This window comes from Pseudobutyrivibrio ruminis HUN009, assembly GCF_000703005.1.
Taxonomy (GTDB): Bacteria; Bacillota; Clostridia; order Lachnospirales; family Lachnospiraceae; genus Pseudobutyrivibrio; species Pseudobutyrivibrio ruminis_A.
Map to the genome: position 1 here is coordinate 612,934 of NZ_JNLH01000001.1, position 17,903 is coordinate 630,836.

Sequence of the window (17,903 nt, forward strand, 5' to 3'; positions counted from 1 at the left end):
CCTCTCTATCTATTATTTGTTAATTCCACGTAGACGATTTTCCATCTTTCCTAGCTCGTCCAACTGGCCCATGTCCATCCATGTATTTTCGTTGATTGGATAAACGCCAACCTTCTTACCATCATCCTTCAAACGGTTGATGATATCAGGGAAACCGATAAATTCGTCATCATTAATATATTTCAAAACCTCTGGCTCTACGATGTAGATACCAGTATTTGTGAAGAAGCTGAACTCTGGCTTTTCCTTCATATCAAGGATGTTACCGTGCTCGCCAAATTCAACAACACCGTAGGCAACCTGGAAGTTGCGAAGTGAGCAAACCATTGTAATCATGTTGCCCTCAGCCTTGTGATGAGCGTAAATCTTGGAATAATCTTCCTCGATAAGAATGTCGCAGTTTGTAAGGATGAATGTCTCATCAACCTTGCCACGAAGAAGTGAAAGACCGCCGCCTGTGCCAAGTGGCTTGTCCTCATCAACGTACTCAATAGTGTATGGCTTTTCAACCTCACCAAAGTATGACTTAATCATATTTTTCTTGTGGTTTACTACAAGAATCATTCTGTTGATGCCATATTCTGCGAAACTATCCATGATGAGCTCCGCAATTGGCTTCTCCCCAACTGGGATAAGTGGCTTTGGCAAAATGCGTGTGTATGGGTAAAGACGAGTGCCCTTGCCGCCTGCCATCATAACAACTGGGCAAGATAACTCGCTCTGCTTTTTATAATGATTTTCACTCCAGAAGACTGTATCGATGACAACACCATTTTCATCTACGATTGGCAAGCCTTCGATGTTGTGGCGGCGCAAGAAATCCCTTGCCTCCTCCTTTTCATCGGCCTTAAGGCTACGAGGCTTGTAGTTTGCGATTGTGCGCACTTCATCATTTAAATCTCCGCCTGAGAGGATGAATCGTCTTACATCGCCTTCGGATAGTGCAGCTATTAGCTTATTGTTTTCATCGACTATAAAGACTGTTCTTCTGCCGCTGGCATCGAATGTTCTCATGGCCTGAAGAACAGAATCTTCCTCATGTATAAATACATTTTCCATAATTAATATACTCCGCATAATCTTACATTAACAAAAAATAGATTCTCTTTCAGTCACTAGATGTTCCTTTCAGAGAACAATTATTTTGTTAATTAGATTATGCTCATCTAAATTTGCTATTTACTAAAGGTTCGTACCACATCAAGAACGCGGCGGACACCGGCCTCGTCGAGGTTGGTTGAGCATGGTACGTTTACGACGCGTTTCCAGTACCATGGTGCTTTTTCAAGTTCGTATGTACGAGCTCCCTGATATGGAAGCTGATCTGAGATAAGTCCCCAGATTGGACGAGACTGGATGTGCGCTTCCTTTAATGCTTCGATGAGCTGGTCGCGGCCCTTCTCGTCATTTTCAAATACTACTGAGTAGAACCAGTAGTTGCTGCGGATGCCTTCTCTGAAATCCTGAACGTGAAGTCCTGGCATCTTATCAATTGCATCCTTGTATAAATGATAGTTTGTTGTCTTTGTCTTGATGAAATCTTCAAGCTGCTCTAATTGAGCGATTCCAAGAGCTGCCTGAAGGTTTGTCATTCTGTAGTTGAAGCCGATTTCATCGTGAATGAAGTTGGCCTGATCTGCTTTGGCCTGAGTTGTCAAATGCTTTGCGTGTGCAAGAAGCTTCTCATCATTTGAAACAATCATTCCGCCACCGCCTGTGGTGATGATTTTATTTCCGTTGAATGAATAGCAACCCATATCACCGATTGTACCAGCAAACTTTCCAGCGTATTTGCCCTCAGTGTAATATGTTCCAAGTGCCTCTGTTGCATCCTCTACAACCTTGATGTTGTACTTTTCAGCGATTGGCATGATGGCTTCCATGTCGGCCATATTTCCGAAGACATGTACAACTACCATAGCCTTGATATGACGGCCTGTCTTCTTGTCGATAAGCTTGCCATCTGTGAAGTCGCACTCTGTCTCACAGAACTTCTGAAGCTTCACTGGGTCCATGCAAAGGCTATCGTCGCAATCCATGAATACTGGCTCGGCGCCGATGTACTTTGTAGGGTTTACCGCTGCAATGAATGTAAGAGTTGGCACGATAACTGCATCTTCACGAGTAACTCCGCTAAGGAGTAAGCTGATGTGAAGGGCTGATGTACCATTCTGAGTGCTGACTGCACCTGGAGCCTTTACATACTCTGCAATCTTCTTCTCAAAATCTGAAACGTATGGGCCCGCTGTGGATACCCACTCAGTTTCTACTGCATCTGTAACATACTTTAGCTCATTTCCCTTTAAGTTTGGAACCGAAAGGGCTATAAATTCATCTGACATTTCTAATACCTCTAGTCCGCCCTTCTATGTGCCATATGTCACATATCGGGCTCATCTAAACATTAAAATTTATTCCATTCGCTAAACCGCGATTAGATATTATATATATCCACTTTATATTTATCCATATTCTCACGTAAGAACGCGATAGTTTCGGCGAGACCCTGCTCGAATGTGTACTGTGGCTTCCAGTCTGTGAGCTCAAGAATCTTCTTGTTGCATCCAAGGAGACGGTTTACCTCAGACTTCTCTGGGCGGAGGCGATCCTCATCGCAGATAATCTTTGCATTAGGGTTGATCTGGCGGATGAGCTCCTCGGCGAGCTGTCCGATAGAGATTTCCTTCTGTGTTGCGATGTTGATTTCCTGGCCGATTGTCTTATCGCTTTCGTACATAGCGATGAAGCCGTGAGCTGTATCCTTTACGTAGTTGAAATCACGTGTAGGAGTGAGTGAACCAAGCTTGATCTCCTCCTTGCCAGCAAGAAGCTGTGTGATGATTGTAGGGATAACGGCACGTGCTGACTGACGTGGTCCGAATGTGTTGAATGGACGCACGATTGTAACAGGCAAATCGAATGAACGGTAGAATGACTCTGCAAGTCTATCTGCACCGATTTTTGTAGCTGAGTATGGTGACTGGCCCTGGTATGGGTGCTTCTCATCGATTGGAACGTACTGTGCTGTTCCGTAAACTTCTGATGTAGAAGTAACTAATACTCTAGCTGTGCCAAGGTCTCTGGCTGCCTGTAAAATATTCAATGTACCCTTGATGTTTGTGTCAACGTAAGCATCAGGGCTGTGATAACTAAATGGAATTGCAATAAGGGCTGCAAGGTGGAATACTGCATCGCATCCCTTCATAGCCTCGCGAACACCGTTAGGGTCGCGAACATCACCAGCGAATACCTCAACGTGGTCCATAATATCCTTTGGAAGTGTATCGAGCCATCCCCAGTTGTTGAATGAATTGTAGTAAACGAATGCACGAACTTCGTAGCCCTTCTTTACTAACTCTTCTACTAAGTGTGAACCGATGAATCCATCTGAACCTGTAACTAAAACTTTACTCATTTTCTTTTACCTCTAAAAAATAATCATACATAGACTTTGCTATAAGTGAAATGTTGTCTGGCTTTAAGCGGTCGGCGCTAAGCACATATGTGTTGCCGACTCTAGCGCAGCTCATGTAGGCTGCCAAATATTTGATAACGTCCTCACGAGATGGCTGCTTCCAATTGGCCATGGCCTCAAGATAATTGTCATAAACATCCTCGATGCGCATGATGCCTGGTGCATTCTTGTAGAGAATGTCGCCACCCATGATGACTGGTCTACGAAGAAGCATTGCTTCCTGACCAGCTGTGCCTGTAAGTGTTGCAACACACTGGCAGTTTTTGATGAGTGCGAAGGAATCCTCCCATGGGTCGATAAGAACGATGTTTGGATATTTCTTCAGCTCCTCGTAGAAGCTATTGTCCCTGCTGCCAAGGAATGAGTAGTGCTCCTTTGCGTAAATCAAAGTGTCAGCTGGAACTGACTTTGCCAAATTGTCCAGGAAGAAAAGCTGCTTTTCATATTTCTGAGCGCAAACAATTGTGGATGCCTCTGGCTGAAGATGCAAAGGATAGTAAACAAACTTCTTTGTTAAATCTGCCTTGTTGTAATACTTCTTGCTCTTTTTATATCTTCTATAAAATTTCCATGGATCAAAGGCTGTCTCGTAGTCCTTGTAGTACATGTAGTTGCCTTTGTCCAATGTGTGCGGATTGAAGAATCTCTGACGAATCCAAAACAGTGGCAAAATCAAAAAGCTTGGCTTGAACTTTGGCACCTTGCCTGAGAAGTTCATGAAAGCTGGCTTTGAATGCTTTTCCTCGAAAGAATCTAGATATTCCTCTGCCTGCTTGAGCTGCTCGTCAGTGTATTCTCTGTCCAGATAATCATCTGGCATGTTGTAAATCATCTCGAATGGTTCGTTCAAGATATAGTGATGAGTCAAATCCATTCCAACGGAACGCATCAGAAGCAACGAATAGTAATGTGCCCCTAGCTTCTTGCCTACAAGGTATCCTGCATAGCTGAATAATGTAGCAATAACCTCATCAAAGTAAAAATCTATTTTGTATGTGGTGAACACATACTCCCAAAATGCAAACAAACCAGCGGCTGTGTGCACGCAATAATCATAATCTCTATTAATTAAGAATCTATCTGTATAGATGTATTTCCACATTGGGGCTGCGTCGTACTTTTTCTCATACTCGCAAAGCTTTTCCAAAGTGAATTCGTCCCAATGGGCGTTCATGAAATCTGAAAGGACAACAACAGTAACTGCATCGCCGTATTTGCTTTCAACGTACTGCTTCTCTCTGGAATCCAGCACAACAATTACACCATTGGCCTCGCTATCGTGTTTTTCTTTTATATCCTTAAATATCAATGGGGTGTAGTCGAGGAAGGCCTCGCGCCCCATAAAACATAAGTTAAGCATTTTTATCTCCTAAAGAAAATTAACTTAGTAAGTATACCACAGACCACTAGTATGGTAAACAAAGCCAAAGCTGCGGCAACATAGATGTTTTCTATGAGCATGTAATAAAGTATGCCTGGAATTACGATGGCTAAAAGTGGTAGCCAGCTGTTGGCAAAAAGCTTTAAGAACGAGTAGTTGAACTTTCTTGAAAGCTTTATCATCAAAAGCAGTGAGTATAGGGCATAGCTCATTCCTGTGCCGATGGCAACCATATTGATGCTGCGCTCTACAAATACAACTAAACCAGTTGAGAAAATTACATTGAAAATGCAAAGTGCAACTGAGTTTGCAATCAATGATTTGTTCAGCTTAAGCACACTGAAAATGTTTCCGAAAAGCATGGTTGTGGAGTAGATTGCAACGCCGATGATAAGAATCTGAGTTGCAGGGGTTCCATCTGTGTACATTGGCATAAACATCTGCACAAATATTGGCATGATGAAGAATACGCAAACACATGCTGCTCCGGAAATAACTGATGTGATGTTGGTAAAATAGCTAGCCTTTTCAAGGAGCTGCTTTTCATCTTTATTGGCCCCATACAAATGAGAAACCTTTATGTAAAACACCTGAGAAATTGTCTGTGGGACAAGCACCATAGTAGTGAATCCCATCAAAGGCACTGAGTAAACTCCCAAGTCGTCAGTAGTCAAAAATCCAAGGATAACAAATTTATCCACGCTTTGAACCAAAGTCCAAATCAAGCTATTGATTAAAAGTGGAAGGCCGCCGATAATCATGACTTTCATATATGAAAAGTCGAAGCTGAGGCGCACTCCCTTAAGTGCATTCTTGCGGAACATAATAATTCCGAGTAACGCTGATGACATTGTCATGGCGTAAAGACCGTAGTAGCCTACTACGTTTAGCGCAGCAACACCAATTCCGAAGGCAATTATTGTGCGAAGGAATCCGATGGCTGCTGAATAATTGTATTTTCCATTCATCCTGACTGTGGCATTTGACATATCATCAAAGCTCTTCAGCAGAATCATAATTGGGCACATAGCATATCCAAAGGCGTAATAAGCCTGGTACTGGTCCATGCCGATGCGGCCGCGATAGTAAAAGAAAGCCCATGCTTCAAATACCACAAAGATGATGAGATATATCATCAGCATAAATGTGGTAGCTGTGTTTTTGAGTTTGTTTGCTGTTTCATAATCCTTACGGCCAAGGGCCTGAGGATAATCCCTATTGTAGGCGTTGAGCACGCCGAACTGGGCGTAATTCATATATGTCTGGGCAAGTAAGCAGGTGCTGTAAATACCCAGTGGTTTTACTGGAACAAGTGACTTTGAGTATACGCTAAATATAAATGATATTCCCGAGCAGATAACTGTGGAAATAGTCACTAGTATAAAATCTGCACTTTTAATTTTTTCTAGCAGTTTGGTAAGCATCCTCATAAATCTTCTTTACTTCTTCCATGTATGTTTCAAAATTATTTAAGTCCTTGGCATGCCTTCTGGCGCCATCTGACTTCATTCTGTATATCTCCTGATTGTCCAGGAGCTCATTGATATTGGAAACAAATGCATCTCTATCCACAGGCTTCTTGTCTGTGCCGCATATTTTTCCACAATCATCGTTTACGGTGGTGAGAAATCCACCAACTTTGCTGACAAGCACAGGCTTGCCAAAGGCCATTGCCTCAACAGCTGCCATACCAAAGCCTTCGAATTTGGAAGGTGCCACAAGAATCTTGGTCTGATTCATGTAGATGTATGGATTGTGCTGAAGGCCCACCATTGTAATATTCTCTGAAAGATTGTATCTTCCAATTAATTCAAGGCACTCGCTTCCTAAATCACCGCCGCCTACAATAATGGCTTTGATGTCAGGATGAGTCTCCTTGACCTCTTTAACTATTCTTACGAACTCGTAAGGGTTCTTGTCATCTGTGAGATATCCTACGAAAAGCAAGTCTGATTTATATTTCTCCAGCTTTTCTTTTGACATCTCTGTGCCTGGTAAATATCCCTTTTCAAAAATCTTTACTGCATTGAAAGGTGTGCCAAGGACCACAGTCTTACCTGCCATTTTATCCTTAAACCAAGCTTTCTCTTCCACGATTTTGTTTGGGATGATTATCTTTGTAAAGTTCTTACATGCTCCGCCATAAATTACGGATTTAGGGCCAATTTTCTGAACCCATTTTGGCACAGAATAAATGTGGCTGATGATTGGAATAGTGTCAGTCACCTTTGTGCACATGAGGCTGCAGTCATACTCATAGGCATGAATGATATCTGGCTTTACCTCATCAATAGCTTCTTTGATAGCATTTTCATCAACCTTTTCAACACCGATGTATTCGATGTCATGCTCCAGCAGCTTTGTCTCAACAGAGCCTGTGGCTGTGAGATACACGCTGTGAATATCTTCTGGCATGGCGTTGATTATATTAATCGCAACGTTTTCCATGCCACTGTAAGTTGATGACTTAGATACATGTAAAACTTTCATAGTACTTCTACCCCCGCAAATAGTTACGTTTATAGGTTACTATATATTTCTTTCATTACCGCATTTACGTGATTCTTGTCGAAATTTTCCATCACAGCTACATTGTGTGAGCCCATGGCTCTGCGGTCGATTTCGGCTTTGACCATCATTCGATCAAGGGCTGTCACAAGTGTGGACACATCCTTAGAGTCGAAGAGATATCCACCAACGCCTTCTTCAATCAAATCAACATTTCCACGAATACGGCTGCATACAACTGGCATGCCAACTGACATTGCCTCCATCAATGCAACTGGAAGGCCCTCCTGATGAGAAGGGAACACGTAAATATCACTGGCTGCAAAAACATCTGCCACGTCACTTCTGAAGCCTAGCATCTGAACCTGCTCCTGAAGACCAAGCTTGTTAATCTTGGCCTGAAGCTCGTTAGCGATTTTGCCTCTTCCTGCGATAAGATATTTAATCTTGTAGTCTTTGCCGGCATCCTTCATTTGCTTCAAGGCTTCCAAAACCTCCACGTGATTCTTACGTGGAATCAGCTCTCCTACTGACAATAAAACTGTAGTTTCATCGTCGATGCCAAGCTCTTTTCTGATTCTATCGCGACCGTCTGGGCTAGCTACAAATTTGTTTGTATCAACACCCGCACCTGGCACATAAGCCACTTCCTTGGCCTTGAACTTTTGAGCGTTTTCATAATCTTCCTGATTGATAGTTATCAACAGGTCGGTAAATTTACTGCAGTACTTTTCCACATTGTAGAACACCAACCAGTTCTTAAGTGGTGCACCTTTGAAGAAATGGAAACCATGCGCTGCATAAATAACCTTTGTACCGTAAAGCTTTCTGGCCTTTCGGCAGGCTAATCTGCAGATAACTCCTCCGATTGGGGACTGAGTGTGGACAATTTCGTACTTGTTTGTTTCCACCTCATGCTTCAACTGTTTATAAGCCTTTGAAAGCTCTGAAATATTGAAAATCTTTCTAAGGCTGGCTGTCTCAATCACGCGACAGCCTAGGTCATCAAGCATCTTTCTGCGAGCCTTCATAGCCTCCGGTGAAAGAGCGCTATCATCATCTGCCCAACAGCAAGCCACATCTACTGTGTAGCCAAGGTCCTGCAAGATCTTAATATTATCAATATTGAATTGAGTCACCATGTATGCAGTATGTGCATGCATTAAAGCTTTTTTCATAATCCTAGTCTTTCTCTTGGATGTTATTTATTCTTTTGATGCACATTGGCATCTACGGCTCCTTCGGCAACACCCTCTGTGGCATCCTTTGTAAAGATAACACGAAGGGTCATAAGGATGAGCTGGATGTCCAAGAATACTGAACATTTTTCAACGTAAATCATATCAAGCTTAAGCTTGTCGTAAGATGTGGTATTGTATTTTCCGTATACCTGAGCATATCCTGTAAGACCAGCTTTTACGTGTGTACGGAAGGCAAATTCAGGCACATCCTTGATGTATTCTGCAATGATTTCTGGACGTTCTGGACGAGGGCCAACAACTGACATTTCACCCTTGAGGATATTGAAGAACTGTGGAAGCTCATCAATACGAGTAGCTCTGATAAAATGTCCAATTGGAGTAATTCTATCGTCGTTTTCGCTGGCAAGTCTTGCTTTTCCATCCTTTTCTGCATCAGTAATCATTGAACGGAACTTCATGATTTTGTATTCTTTTCCACCAATAGTACAACGGGTCTGTTTATAAAACACTGGGCCGCCGTCGTATTTGTGGATAAGTATAGCTGTCACAAGCATAACTGGTGATGAAAGAATGATTCCGACAAGGGAAATAAAAATATCACCAAGACGCTTAAGTGTAGCTGAAATGCCATCCATTCCAACATTCTTGCAAAGATAAAGAGGTGTATCGAAAAGGTTAACCTCCTCTGCACCCTTGATAAGGATGTCTGAAATCTTTGGTGTGAAATATACTCGCTTATCTGTTGCAAAGCATGCCTTTACAATGTCGTTTCGGATTTCCGATGGAACATCGTTTACAAGAACTGCATCGTAGTTTTCAAGCTCACGGATAATCTTATCAAGTGGCTCCATACAGCTCATTTCGCCTGTGATGCGATATTTATCTGCACGACGATTCATCTTACGAACCAGGTCGTTCTGATAATCACCATAGATATTTAGAATTGTGAATGGTGGGAACACTGCTCGATAAAGCTTTGTGCTGACATATGTGATAACAAGCACAGCTATAGCATCTGCAATTGTAAGCACAATAATGTATGCCAATGTCATCCACATCAACTGCTTGATACGTGTCATCAAAATTACGATGATGAATTCAAGCATGTTTACAAGTCCCATGGCGATAGCCTGAGACATTGTAAGGATTGATATTCTTCCACTTCCGATGTTGAAGCCTTTGAATGTGTTAATCATGAGAACTGTCAAAACCACATAAAGGCCAATCATTAAATAGTTACCGATACTCAAGAATCGCTGTGACATAAGCATCTGTAAACGCATATACCACATAACGCCAAAGAGCGTGGCTAGTACAGTGACTAAAACCACGCTACTTACGAAGCGAAACATTCTTTTGCCAGTTTCTATATTTCTTACGTTATGATTCATAATACTCCTACTAGAAACTCTTATTCATGTCTACATATCCTTTGATACCTGGAACAGAACCCTTGCTTGAGTACTGCCAAATATTCTTTCTGCCAGAATATGTACATTGTGTATTATATTGTGCAATCCAAACGCTGCATGAGCCTGGAATTGAGTTTGCATCCATCAAGCTTATCATCCAGTTTTTGCTACAGTAAACACCTGCTTTGTAGCCAGATGATTGAACTGTTGAAACGAATGCATTAAGGATTGCCATTCGCTGTGCTGTTGAAAGTGAGCCCTGTCCACGAACCTTGTCCTCCATATCGATGAAGATTGGGTATGAACATCCGCCTGCCTTCTGAGCCATAGCTACTGCCATTGATGCTTCCTGAACAGCCTCTGCCTCATTGAGGGCAGTTGAGTAAATGTATACACCTACGCTTACTCCATTTGCTTTTGCTCCAGACATATTCTTGTAGAAATATGGATCCTCGTGGAGCTGTCCATCATACATTCCTCTGTATCCGCAACGAACGATAGCAAATGAAACTGCTGACTTAGCCTGTGACCAGTCGATGTTTGTCTGATACTTAGAAACATCAATACCTGTTCCCTTGTTTGCTAAAACGCCATCTGTTCCGAAATCGTAGCTAACACCCTGGATTACCTGAGTGCCTGTTACCTTATTGCCGTTCTTGTCGAAGTAGTATGTATTGCCATCAATTGACTGCCAACCATAGTATGTATAGCTAGCTTCTTTATAATAGAACTTCTTACCTTTTTCGTAATCGGCTGCAGTTGCTTCTTTTGTGCACTGCTCATCAACATAAAGCTGGTTGCCAGCTGCATCCTTAAGCTTTTCTGTAGAATCGCCTGAGCCATATCCTGATACTGTGTATGTGACAGCAAGTGTGCTATCTGTAGCTCCATCAGAGAATGTTGCTACACCCTTAAGTGTATAGTCTCCATCCTTTGTAACCTTGAAAGTACCACTTCCATTTGACATTGTAACAGCTGCGCCATTTATTGTGACATTACCAACATTTGCAGAAGCTTTGATTGTGAATGTGCCCGCTGAGTAGCTCATATCCAAGGTAGCTTCTTCTTTGGTTGTGGTAGTTGTTGTCTTTTTGTATGTGAATGTAACTGTTATATCACTAGTACCAACAGTACCTTTTGCTGGTGTAGTTGATGTTAATGTATAGCCTGTGATTGTTGGTGCCACATATTCGTATGTTGCACCTTCTTCTTTTGTCTCAGTGATTGCGTTGTAACCAGAAATTTCATTTCCTGCCTCGTCTACATACTTAACAGTGATTGTATGCTTTGGCTTTGATGCTGGAGTCTGACTTCCAGAGCCTGATTCAGTACCACCAGTGCTGCCTCCTGCCGATCCAGAACCTGAGCCATTACCAGCATCGCTGCCTCCTGCCGATCCAGAACCTGAGTCATTACCAGCATCGCTGCCTCCTGCTGAACCAGAACCTGAGCCATTACCTGTATTACCAGTATTGCCTGTATCAGTAGTTGGTGTACCACCTGTTTCTGTATTTGCAGTATCATCAGCCTTATCCGCACTCTGACCGCCTTCATCACTTACAGTAGCCACCATAGTAGCCTTCATCATAAGTGCATCGATGTAATCAAGCTTACTAGCTGCGGCAACATAACCCTTTGTTCTTAAGTAGCGTGATGCTGTCTTAACAACATCGTGTGTTACCTTTGTGATACCACCACTCTTTGCAGCGGCCTTGCTTGTGCTTGCTGTGCTCTTTGGAGCAACTGCCTCGGCCTGCTTAACCTCACCTGAGCCGTTTTCAACCTTCTTAGATTCAACGTACTCAACTGTATCTGTAAGCTTGTTCTCTACTGGAACCTCTGCAGCGGCAGCCTTCTGTCCATCCTCGGAAGCCACATCCTTCTTAATCTGCTTTGTGATTTCCTTCTGAACCTTGAACTCTACCTTATCCTTTACATTAGCTGCAGTAGTGTATGTTGTAGGCTCGTAGCTAACTTCTGTGTCCAAGTCGTTTACTAAGCAAAGTACATAGTCGCCAGGCTCCATCTCTGTCTGAGTGATTACACCGTCCATATCATCGTCTGTATAAACAGTACCCTCTGCCTCATTAACAGCTACTGTGTAAGCCTGAACTGCTGTCTCTTTATCAAGATATAAAAGATACAATGGATCTGAGCTGATGTCTCCAGTCTGTGTCTCTACAACATCACCGTTTTCATCTGTGACAGTGACTGCAGCGTTTCTATCCTGAAGAATCTGCATTATCTGGAACGAGTTAGTTGGTATTGTAACTGTTGCCTCATTGCTTGCAGTCTCTGTTGTATCTTCTGAACTGTCTTCTGATGACTCTTCTGAATCATCCTTAGAGAAGTCAATCTCTTCTCCGTCCACTGGGAGGGCATCGCTTTCTTCTTCAGAACCTGTTTCCTCTGTGTCTGTAGAGAAGTCATAATCCTTTGTGTACTCAGCAATCTGAGCATCAATATCCTTGATTGCATCAACATATGACTGGAGGCTTTCCGCATTTTCCTCAGTCAAAAGCTTTACTTCAAAAGGAATTCCTGTGATAGGATTGTCGTTCTCGTCCGAGATGTAGATTGTCAAATCCTTCTCTAATGATTCACTTGTGATTTTTACATTAACAAATTCTGGGATATAGACATCATTATTAGCAGCCTGCTCTGTGACCTCTACAACCTCAACTGGCTCTTCATCGTCAGTAACAAGATTGTAAACACCATAACCGCCTGCACCTGCCGCTGTAACACCAACAGCACTGGCAACAGCAATACTGGCCGCCTTATGCGATGCTATAAAGAATTTCAAACTCTCCCATAATTCTTCCATTTTATAATTCTCCCAAATAAAACCTATGCGTTAATATTTCTCTCTGCGCAGTAATCCTTAAATGATGCGTTTACCTTATCTTTTTCTGAAAGGATTAAATCTGCCTCTGTCATTCCCTCTGGGATTGGCCACTGAACAGCGATATCTGGATCGTTGTACATAAGACCGCCCTCATCGTTTGGATGATAGAAATCAGTAACCTTGTAGCAGAACTCTGCATAGTCGCTGACTACTAAGAATCCATGAGCAAATCCCTTTGGAATCATGAACTGCTTTTTATTTTCTTCTGAAAGAAGAATTCCATAGTGCTTTCCAAATGTAGCTGATCCCTGGCGGAGGTCAACTGCTACATCATAAACTTCACCTTTGATTACACGAACAAGCTTGTCCTGTGGGAAGTTCTTTTGGAAATGAAGACCACGAAGTACGCCCTTCTTGCTTGCAGACTGATTGTCCTGTACAAATACATAATCAAGTCCTTCAGCCTTCATATCATTTTCGTTGTATGTCTCCATGAAATAGCCTCTTTCGTCGCCGAAGACTTTTGGAGTTATTACACAAAGACCCTCTATTCCATTTACGTTCTTTTCAACTGTAATTGCCATTTTTTACTCTACACTTTCTAAGTTCTACGCTTGTTACGCTCTCAAGCCTAAGTATTACTTCATTCGACTACATGTCTCATTCAGTAACACTTAGAGCTTGATAGCTACAAGCTTAATTTTTTATAAACCGTTGCTTACGTCTACTAAGTATTTACCATACTCGGTTTTCATGAGTGGCTCGGCGAGCTTAAGGAGTTGCTCCTTGTTGATGAAGCCACGCTTGAATGCGATTTCCTCGATGCATGATACATACATACCCTGGCGCTTCTGGAATGTGCTAACGAATTCAGCAGCTGCAAGAAGCATGTCGTGGTTTCCTGTATCAAGCCATGCAAATCCACGGCCGAGTGTCTCAACGTGAAGATTTCCACGGTTTAAGTATTCGTTGTTAACAGCTGTAATTTCTAGCTCACCACGTGCTGATGGCTTAATTGTCTTTGCGATTTCTACTACTGAGTTGTCGTAGAAGTAAAGACCTGGAACTGCGTAGTTGCTCTTTGGCTGAGCTGGCTTTTCTTCGATAGAAATAGCTACGCCGTTCTCGTCGAACTCAACAACGCCGTACTCTCTTGGGTCACGAACATAGTAACCGAAGATTGTAGCGCCTGGCTCTGTCTCTGTACGGTGTGCTGCTGTCTGAAGCACCTTTGAGAATGACTGGCCATAGAAAATGTTATCGCCAAGTACAAGTGCTACAGCATCTTTGCCGATGAAATCTGCGCCGATGATAAATGCCTCAGCAAGTCCGTTTGGAGCTTCCTGAACAGCATACTGAATATCCATACCAAGCTGGCTACCATCACCGAGAAGCTCCTCGAATACTGGAAGATCTCTTGGTGTAGAGATGATAAGCACTTCACGAATGCCTGCAAGCATAAGTGTAGATAATGGATAATAAATCATTGGCTTATCATAAATTGGCATAATCTGCTTTGAAATAGCTTTTGTAAGTGGGTAAAGTCTAGTGCCTGATCCACCTGCTAAAATAATACCTTTCATATTTCCTCCTAATCTCTAATCCGCATGTTACGCTCTCAAGCCTTGTAAAGCTTCGCTCGACAACACGTCTCGCTTAAGCATTCACAAGAGCTAGATAGCTACATGCTCATTAAAACTCTTCCTCAACCACTGACAATGCAGCCATAACGACCTTGTCCATGTCGTAGTATTTGTACTGACCAAGACGGCCTCCAAAGATAACACCTGACTCGCTTGATGCAAGCTTTGCATATTCTTCGTAAACTGCATTATTCTTATCGTTATTTACTGGGTAATAAGGCTCAACGCCTGGCTGCCACTCGCTTGAGTATTCCTTTGAAATGATTGTGGTAGGCTGTGTGCCAAACTCAAAGTGCTTGTGCTCGATGATACGAGTGTATGGCACATCGGCTGCAGTGTAGTTTACAACTGCGTTGCCCTGGTAGTTGTCACAATCGATTTTTTCTGTCTCAAATCGAACTGAGCGATATTCCAAATCGCCATAGCAGCTATTGTAATACTCATCAATCTGGCCTGTGAAAACAAGCTTATTCCATGAAACCTGGCTACCGTCATTGAGAGTTCCCTCTGTAGACTTTGGTGCGTTTTCTACGCCGCCAACCATATCGAAGAAATCCTGTTCAAGAACAACGTCTGCGCCCTGAAGCATCTTTTCAACAATCTGGGTGTAACCGCCCATTGGGATTCCCTGGAATCTATCGTTAAAGTAGTTGTTGTCGTATGTAAATCTAAGTGGCAATCTCTTGATGATGAAAGCTGGAAGCTCGTCGCATGGACGTCCCCACTGCTTCTGTGTGTAGCCCTTAATGAGCTTTTCGTATACATCTGTTCCAACAAGAGAAAGTGCCTGTTCTTCCAAATTCTTTGGCTCTGTGATGTTTAGCTCCTTGATCTGATCTGCAATCTTAGCCTTTGCCTCTGCAGGAGTCTTGATGCCCCACATCTTTGAGAATGTGTTCATGTTGAATGGAAGATTGTAAAGCTCGTCGCCGTAAACGGCAACTGGGGAATTGATGTAGTTGTTGAACTCAGCAAACTGGTTCATGTATTCCCAAATCTTTTTGTCGCTAGTGTGGAAGATGTGCGCGCCATAAACATGCACATTAATTCCATCTTCTTCTTTTGTATAAATATTTCCGGCTATGTGGTTGCGTCGGTCAATCACAAGAACAGACTTGCCGCGCTGCATTGCCTCATAAGCAAATACAGCGCCAAAAAGACCTGCACCGACCACTAAGTAATCGTATTTTTTCATATTATTTTCCTGAATACATATCTGTATAGTATTTCTGGTAGTCACCGCTTGTTACGTTCTTCATCCACTCCTCGTGCTCGAAGAACCACTTGATTGTCTTCTTGATTCCCTCTTCGAAGCATGTCTCTGGATACCAGCCTACTGCTTCCTTAATCTTGTCTGGAGCAATAGCGTAACGACGATCATGGCCCTTACGGTCTGTAACATACTTGATAAGGTTCTCAGATACGAGCTCCTTACGTGGATCTCCCTCTGGAAGCATCTCCTGAAGTGTATCAAGGATGATGTGGATAATCTGGATGTTCTGCTTCTCGTTGTGACCACCGATGTTGTATGTCTCAAAAAGCTTACCCTGCTCCTGAACCATATCGATTCCCTTAGCGTGATCCTCTACGTATAACCAGTCACGAACGTTCTTTCCATCACCGTATACTGGAAGGTCCTTGCCCTGAAGCGCATTGTTGATGATAAGCGGAATGAGCTTCTCTGGGAACTGGTAAGGGCCATAGTTGTTAGAGCAGTTTGTAATGTTTGCAGGGAACTTGTATGTATCCATGTAAGCCTTTACAAGCATGTCTGATGAAGCCTTTGAAGCTGAGTATGGTGAATGTGGATCGTATGGGCTTGTCTCATAGAAGAAAGCGTTGTCATCATCTGGAAGTGATCCGTAAACTTCGTCTGTTGAAACGTGAAGGAACTTCTTGCCTTCCTTGAATGTGCCGTCAGGAAGCTCCCAAGCTTCCTTTGCACAGTTAAGCATTACAGCTGTACCGAGTACGTTTGTCTGTACGAAAACTTCTGGATTCTTGATTGAACGGTCAACGTGTGACTCAGCTGCAAAATGAACAACTCTATCGATGTCATTCTCAGCAAAGATCTTGCGGATAGCTTCCTTATCGCAAATATCAGCCTTTACGAATGTATAGTTGTCGCGATTTTCAACGTCCTTGAGGTTCTCAAGGTTACCTGCATATGTAAGCTTATCTACGTTGATGATTCTGATTTCATTATCATATTTCTTAAACATGTAATGAATGTAATTTGAGCCGATGAAACCAGCTCCACCTGTTACTAAATATGTTCTCATTTTCTAACCCTTTCTCGCTATTTTTTCTCTACTTTTTCTAAGCTCCCGCAGGGCACCCTCCGCACTCTCGTGTGGGTCCTCCCGCCGGCGTAGGCCCTCCCACACTCGGCACGGTATCCCCTGCTCGCGCTCTCCAAGTTGTAATAAAAAATAGCTACTTAAAATTCTAATTCAATACTATTTATAATAATTGTTCATTCGAACAACGATTAACGTTAAATATTTATTAAACGCGTGAAAAAGGTTTCATGCGTCCATTAACGGTTTATGCGAGGTATTCGCGGAGGGCGTCCTTCCAGTCGGCCATCTTGTAGCCGCTTGTAAGACGAAGCATGTAGTTGTCGAGGATGCTGTAGTGAGGTCTATCGGCACTAGCTGGGTTCATCTTTTTGTACTCCTCGCTAGTAACGTGGTTGACCTTTACATTGATTCCCTTGAGCTTGAAGATTTCCTCTGTGAAATCTGCCCAGTTTGTGTCACCTTCGCATGTGCCATGGAAAATACCATAGTTTTCTGTAGGCTCAAGGTGGTGAATCATGCGGGCAAGCTCAACTGCAGATGTTGGCGAACCAAGCTGGTCGCAAACAACTGAAAGCTCATCATGTGTCTCTGCAAGAGAAAGCATAGTTTTAACGAAGTTCTTGCCATCGCCGTAGAGCCAAGCTGTACGTACGATAAACCACTTGTCTGCGAACTGCTGAACAAACTTTTCACCTTCGTATTTTGTCTTGCCATAAGCACTGATTGGTGCTGGCTGATCAAACTCAGTGATAGGCTTTGTTGCGTTGCCAGGGAAAACATAGTCTGTGCTAACATGCACAAGCTTTGCTCCTACCTTTGAAGCTGCAATCGCCAAGTTTCTAGGACCAAGTGCATTAAGCTTGTAAGCAAAATCCCAGTCCTTTTCGCATCCATCTACGTTTGTAGCTGCTGCGCAGTTGATGATAACATCTGGCTTCTTATCTTCTACGAAGCTAAGAACTTCTTCCAGGTCCATAATGTTGAGCGGAGAAATCTTTTCTCCCTCTACTACGTCTGTGAGTATGAATTCTACTTCAGTTCCATACTCCTTCTGAATGGCACGACCAAGCTGGCCGTTACATCCTGTTACTAAAATCTTTCTCATTTTATTTCCTCTTTAACTTTATGCAA

General features: G+C 42.8%; 14 protein-coding genes. All 14 read right to left on the bottom strand.

Going from position 1 to position 17,903, the window contains the following annotated elements; all coding sequences use genetic code 11:
- Positions 1 to 12 precede the first annotated feature (12 nt).
- The 14 genes from BO15_RS0102750 to rfbD all read right to left on the bottom strand — a co-directional run bounded on the left by BO15_RS0102750 (position 13) and on the right by rfbD (position 17,877).
- On the bottom strand, positions 13 to 1,059 hold the full coding sequence (locus BO15_RS0102750) for a sugar phosphate nucleotidyltransferase (protein ID WP_081828534.1): 1,047 nt from the start codon (positions 1,057 to 1,059) through the stop codon (positions 13 to 15).
- Between the two features lie 116 nt (positions 1,060 to 1,175).
- The gene (locus tag BO15_RS0102755; RefSeq protein ID WP_033152155.1) at positions 1,176 to 2,342 is read right to left on the bottom strand and encodes a LegC family aminotransferase; all 1,167 of its coding nucleotides are present in this window, start codon (positions 2,340 to 2,342) and stop codon (positions 1,176 to 1,178) included.
- Between the two features lie 92 nt (positions 2,343 to 2,434).
- The gene (locus BO15_RS0102760) at positions 2,435 to 3,415 is read right to left on the bottom strand and encodes an NAD-dependent 4,6-dehydratase LegB (RefSeq protein ID WP_033152157.1); all 981 of its coding nucleotides are present in this window, start codon (positions 3,413 to 3,415) and stop codon (positions 2,435 to 2,437) included.
- The gene (locus BO15_RS0102765) at positions 3,408 to 4,835 is read right to left on the bottom strand and encodes a hypothetical protein (RefSeq protein ID WP_033152159.1); all 1,428 of its coding nucleotides are present in this window, start codon (positions 4,833 to 4,835) and stop codon (positions 3,408 to 3,410) included. Before BO15_RS0102765 ends, BO15_RS0102760 begins: the two co-directional genes overlap by 8 nt.
- Positions 4,836 to 4,837: 2 nt before the next feature.
- Positions 4,838 to 6,280: an oligosaccharide flippase family protein gene (locus tag BO15_RS0102770; RefSeq protein WP_033152161.1), complete on the bottom strand. Its 1,443-nt coding sequence runs from the start codon at positions 6,278 to 6,280 to the stop codon at positions 4,838 to 4,840.
- A complete protein-coding gene (locus tag BO15_RS0102775; RefSeq protein WP_033152163.1) occupies positions 6,252 to 7,346 on the bottom strand; it encodes a glycosyltransferase family 4 protein in 1,095 nt (364 codons plus the stop codon). Before BO15_RS0102775 ends, BO15_RS0102770 begins: the two co-directional genes overlap by 29 nt.
- 29 nt (positions 7,347 to 7,375) lie before the next feature.
- Positions 7,376 to 8,542: a glycosyltransferase family 4 protein gene (locus BO15_RS0102780; RefSeq protein ID WP_033152165.1), complete on the bottom strand. Its 1,167-nt coding sequence runs from the start codon at positions 8,540 to 8,542 to the stop codon at positions 7,376 to 7,378.
- A 23-nt stretch (positions 8,543 to 8,565) separates the two neighbouring features.
- The gene (locus BO15_RS0102785) at positions 8,566 to 9,957 is read right to left on the bottom strand and encodes an exopolysaccharide biosynthesis polyprenyl glycosylphosphotransferase (protein ID WP_033152168.1); all 1,392 of its coding nucleotides are present in this window, start codon (positions 9,955 to 9,957) and stop codon (positions 8,566 to 8,568) included.
- A gap of 10 nt (positions 9,958 to 9,967) precedes the next feature.
- Positions 9,968 to 12,805 carry a GH25 family lysozyme gene (locus tag BO15_RS13005; RefSeq protein ID WP_052169736.1) on the bottom strand — a complete coding sequence of 946 codons (2,838 nt, stop codon included), beginning with the start codon at positions 12,803 to 12,805 and terminating at the stop codon, positions 9,968 to 9,970.
- 23 nt (positions 12,806 to 12,828) lie between these two features.
- The gene (gene rfbC, locus BO15_RS0102795) at positions 12,829 to 13,410 is read right to left on the bottom strand and encodes a dTDP-4-dehydrorhamnose 3,5-epimerase (RefSeq protein ID WP_033152178.1); all 582 of its coding nucleotides are present in this window, start codon (positions 13,408 to 13,410) and stop codon (positions 12,829 to 12,831) included.
- A 120-nt stretch (positions 13,411 to 13,530) separates the two neighbouring features.
- Positions 13,531 to 14,409, bottom strand: coding sequence for a glucose-1-phosphate thymidylyltransferase RfbA (rfbA, locus tag BO15_RS0102800; protein WP_033152179.1), 879 nt, complete (start codon positions 14,407 to 14,409; stop codon positions 13,531 to 13,533).
- Between the two features lie 109 nt (positions 14,410 to 14,518).
- Positions 14,519 to 15,664 carry a UDP-galactopyranose mutase gene (gene glf / locus BO15_RS0102805; protein ID WP_033152180.1) on the bottom strand — a complete coding sequence of 382 codons (1,146 nt, stop codon included), beginning with the start codon at positions 15,662 to 15,664 and terminating at the stop codon, positions 14,519 to 14,521.
- 1 nt (position 15,665) lies between these two features.
- Entirely contained in the window at positions 15,666 to 16,751 is a 1,086-nt protein-coding gene (rfbB, locus tag BO15_RS0102810) for a dTDP-glucose 4,6-dehydratase (RefSeq protein WP_033152182.1), read from the bottom strand.
- A 265-nt stretch (positions 16,752 to 17,016) separates the two neighbouring features.
- Positions 17,017 to 17,877 (bottom strand): dTDP-4-dehydrorhamnose reductase, encoded by an 861-nt coding sequence (gene rfbD, locus BO15_RS0102815; RefSeq protein WP_033152183.1) that lies wholly within the window; start codon positions 17,875 to 17,877, stop codon positions 17,017 to 17,019.
- Positions 17,878 to 17,903 lie beyond the last annotated feature (26 nt).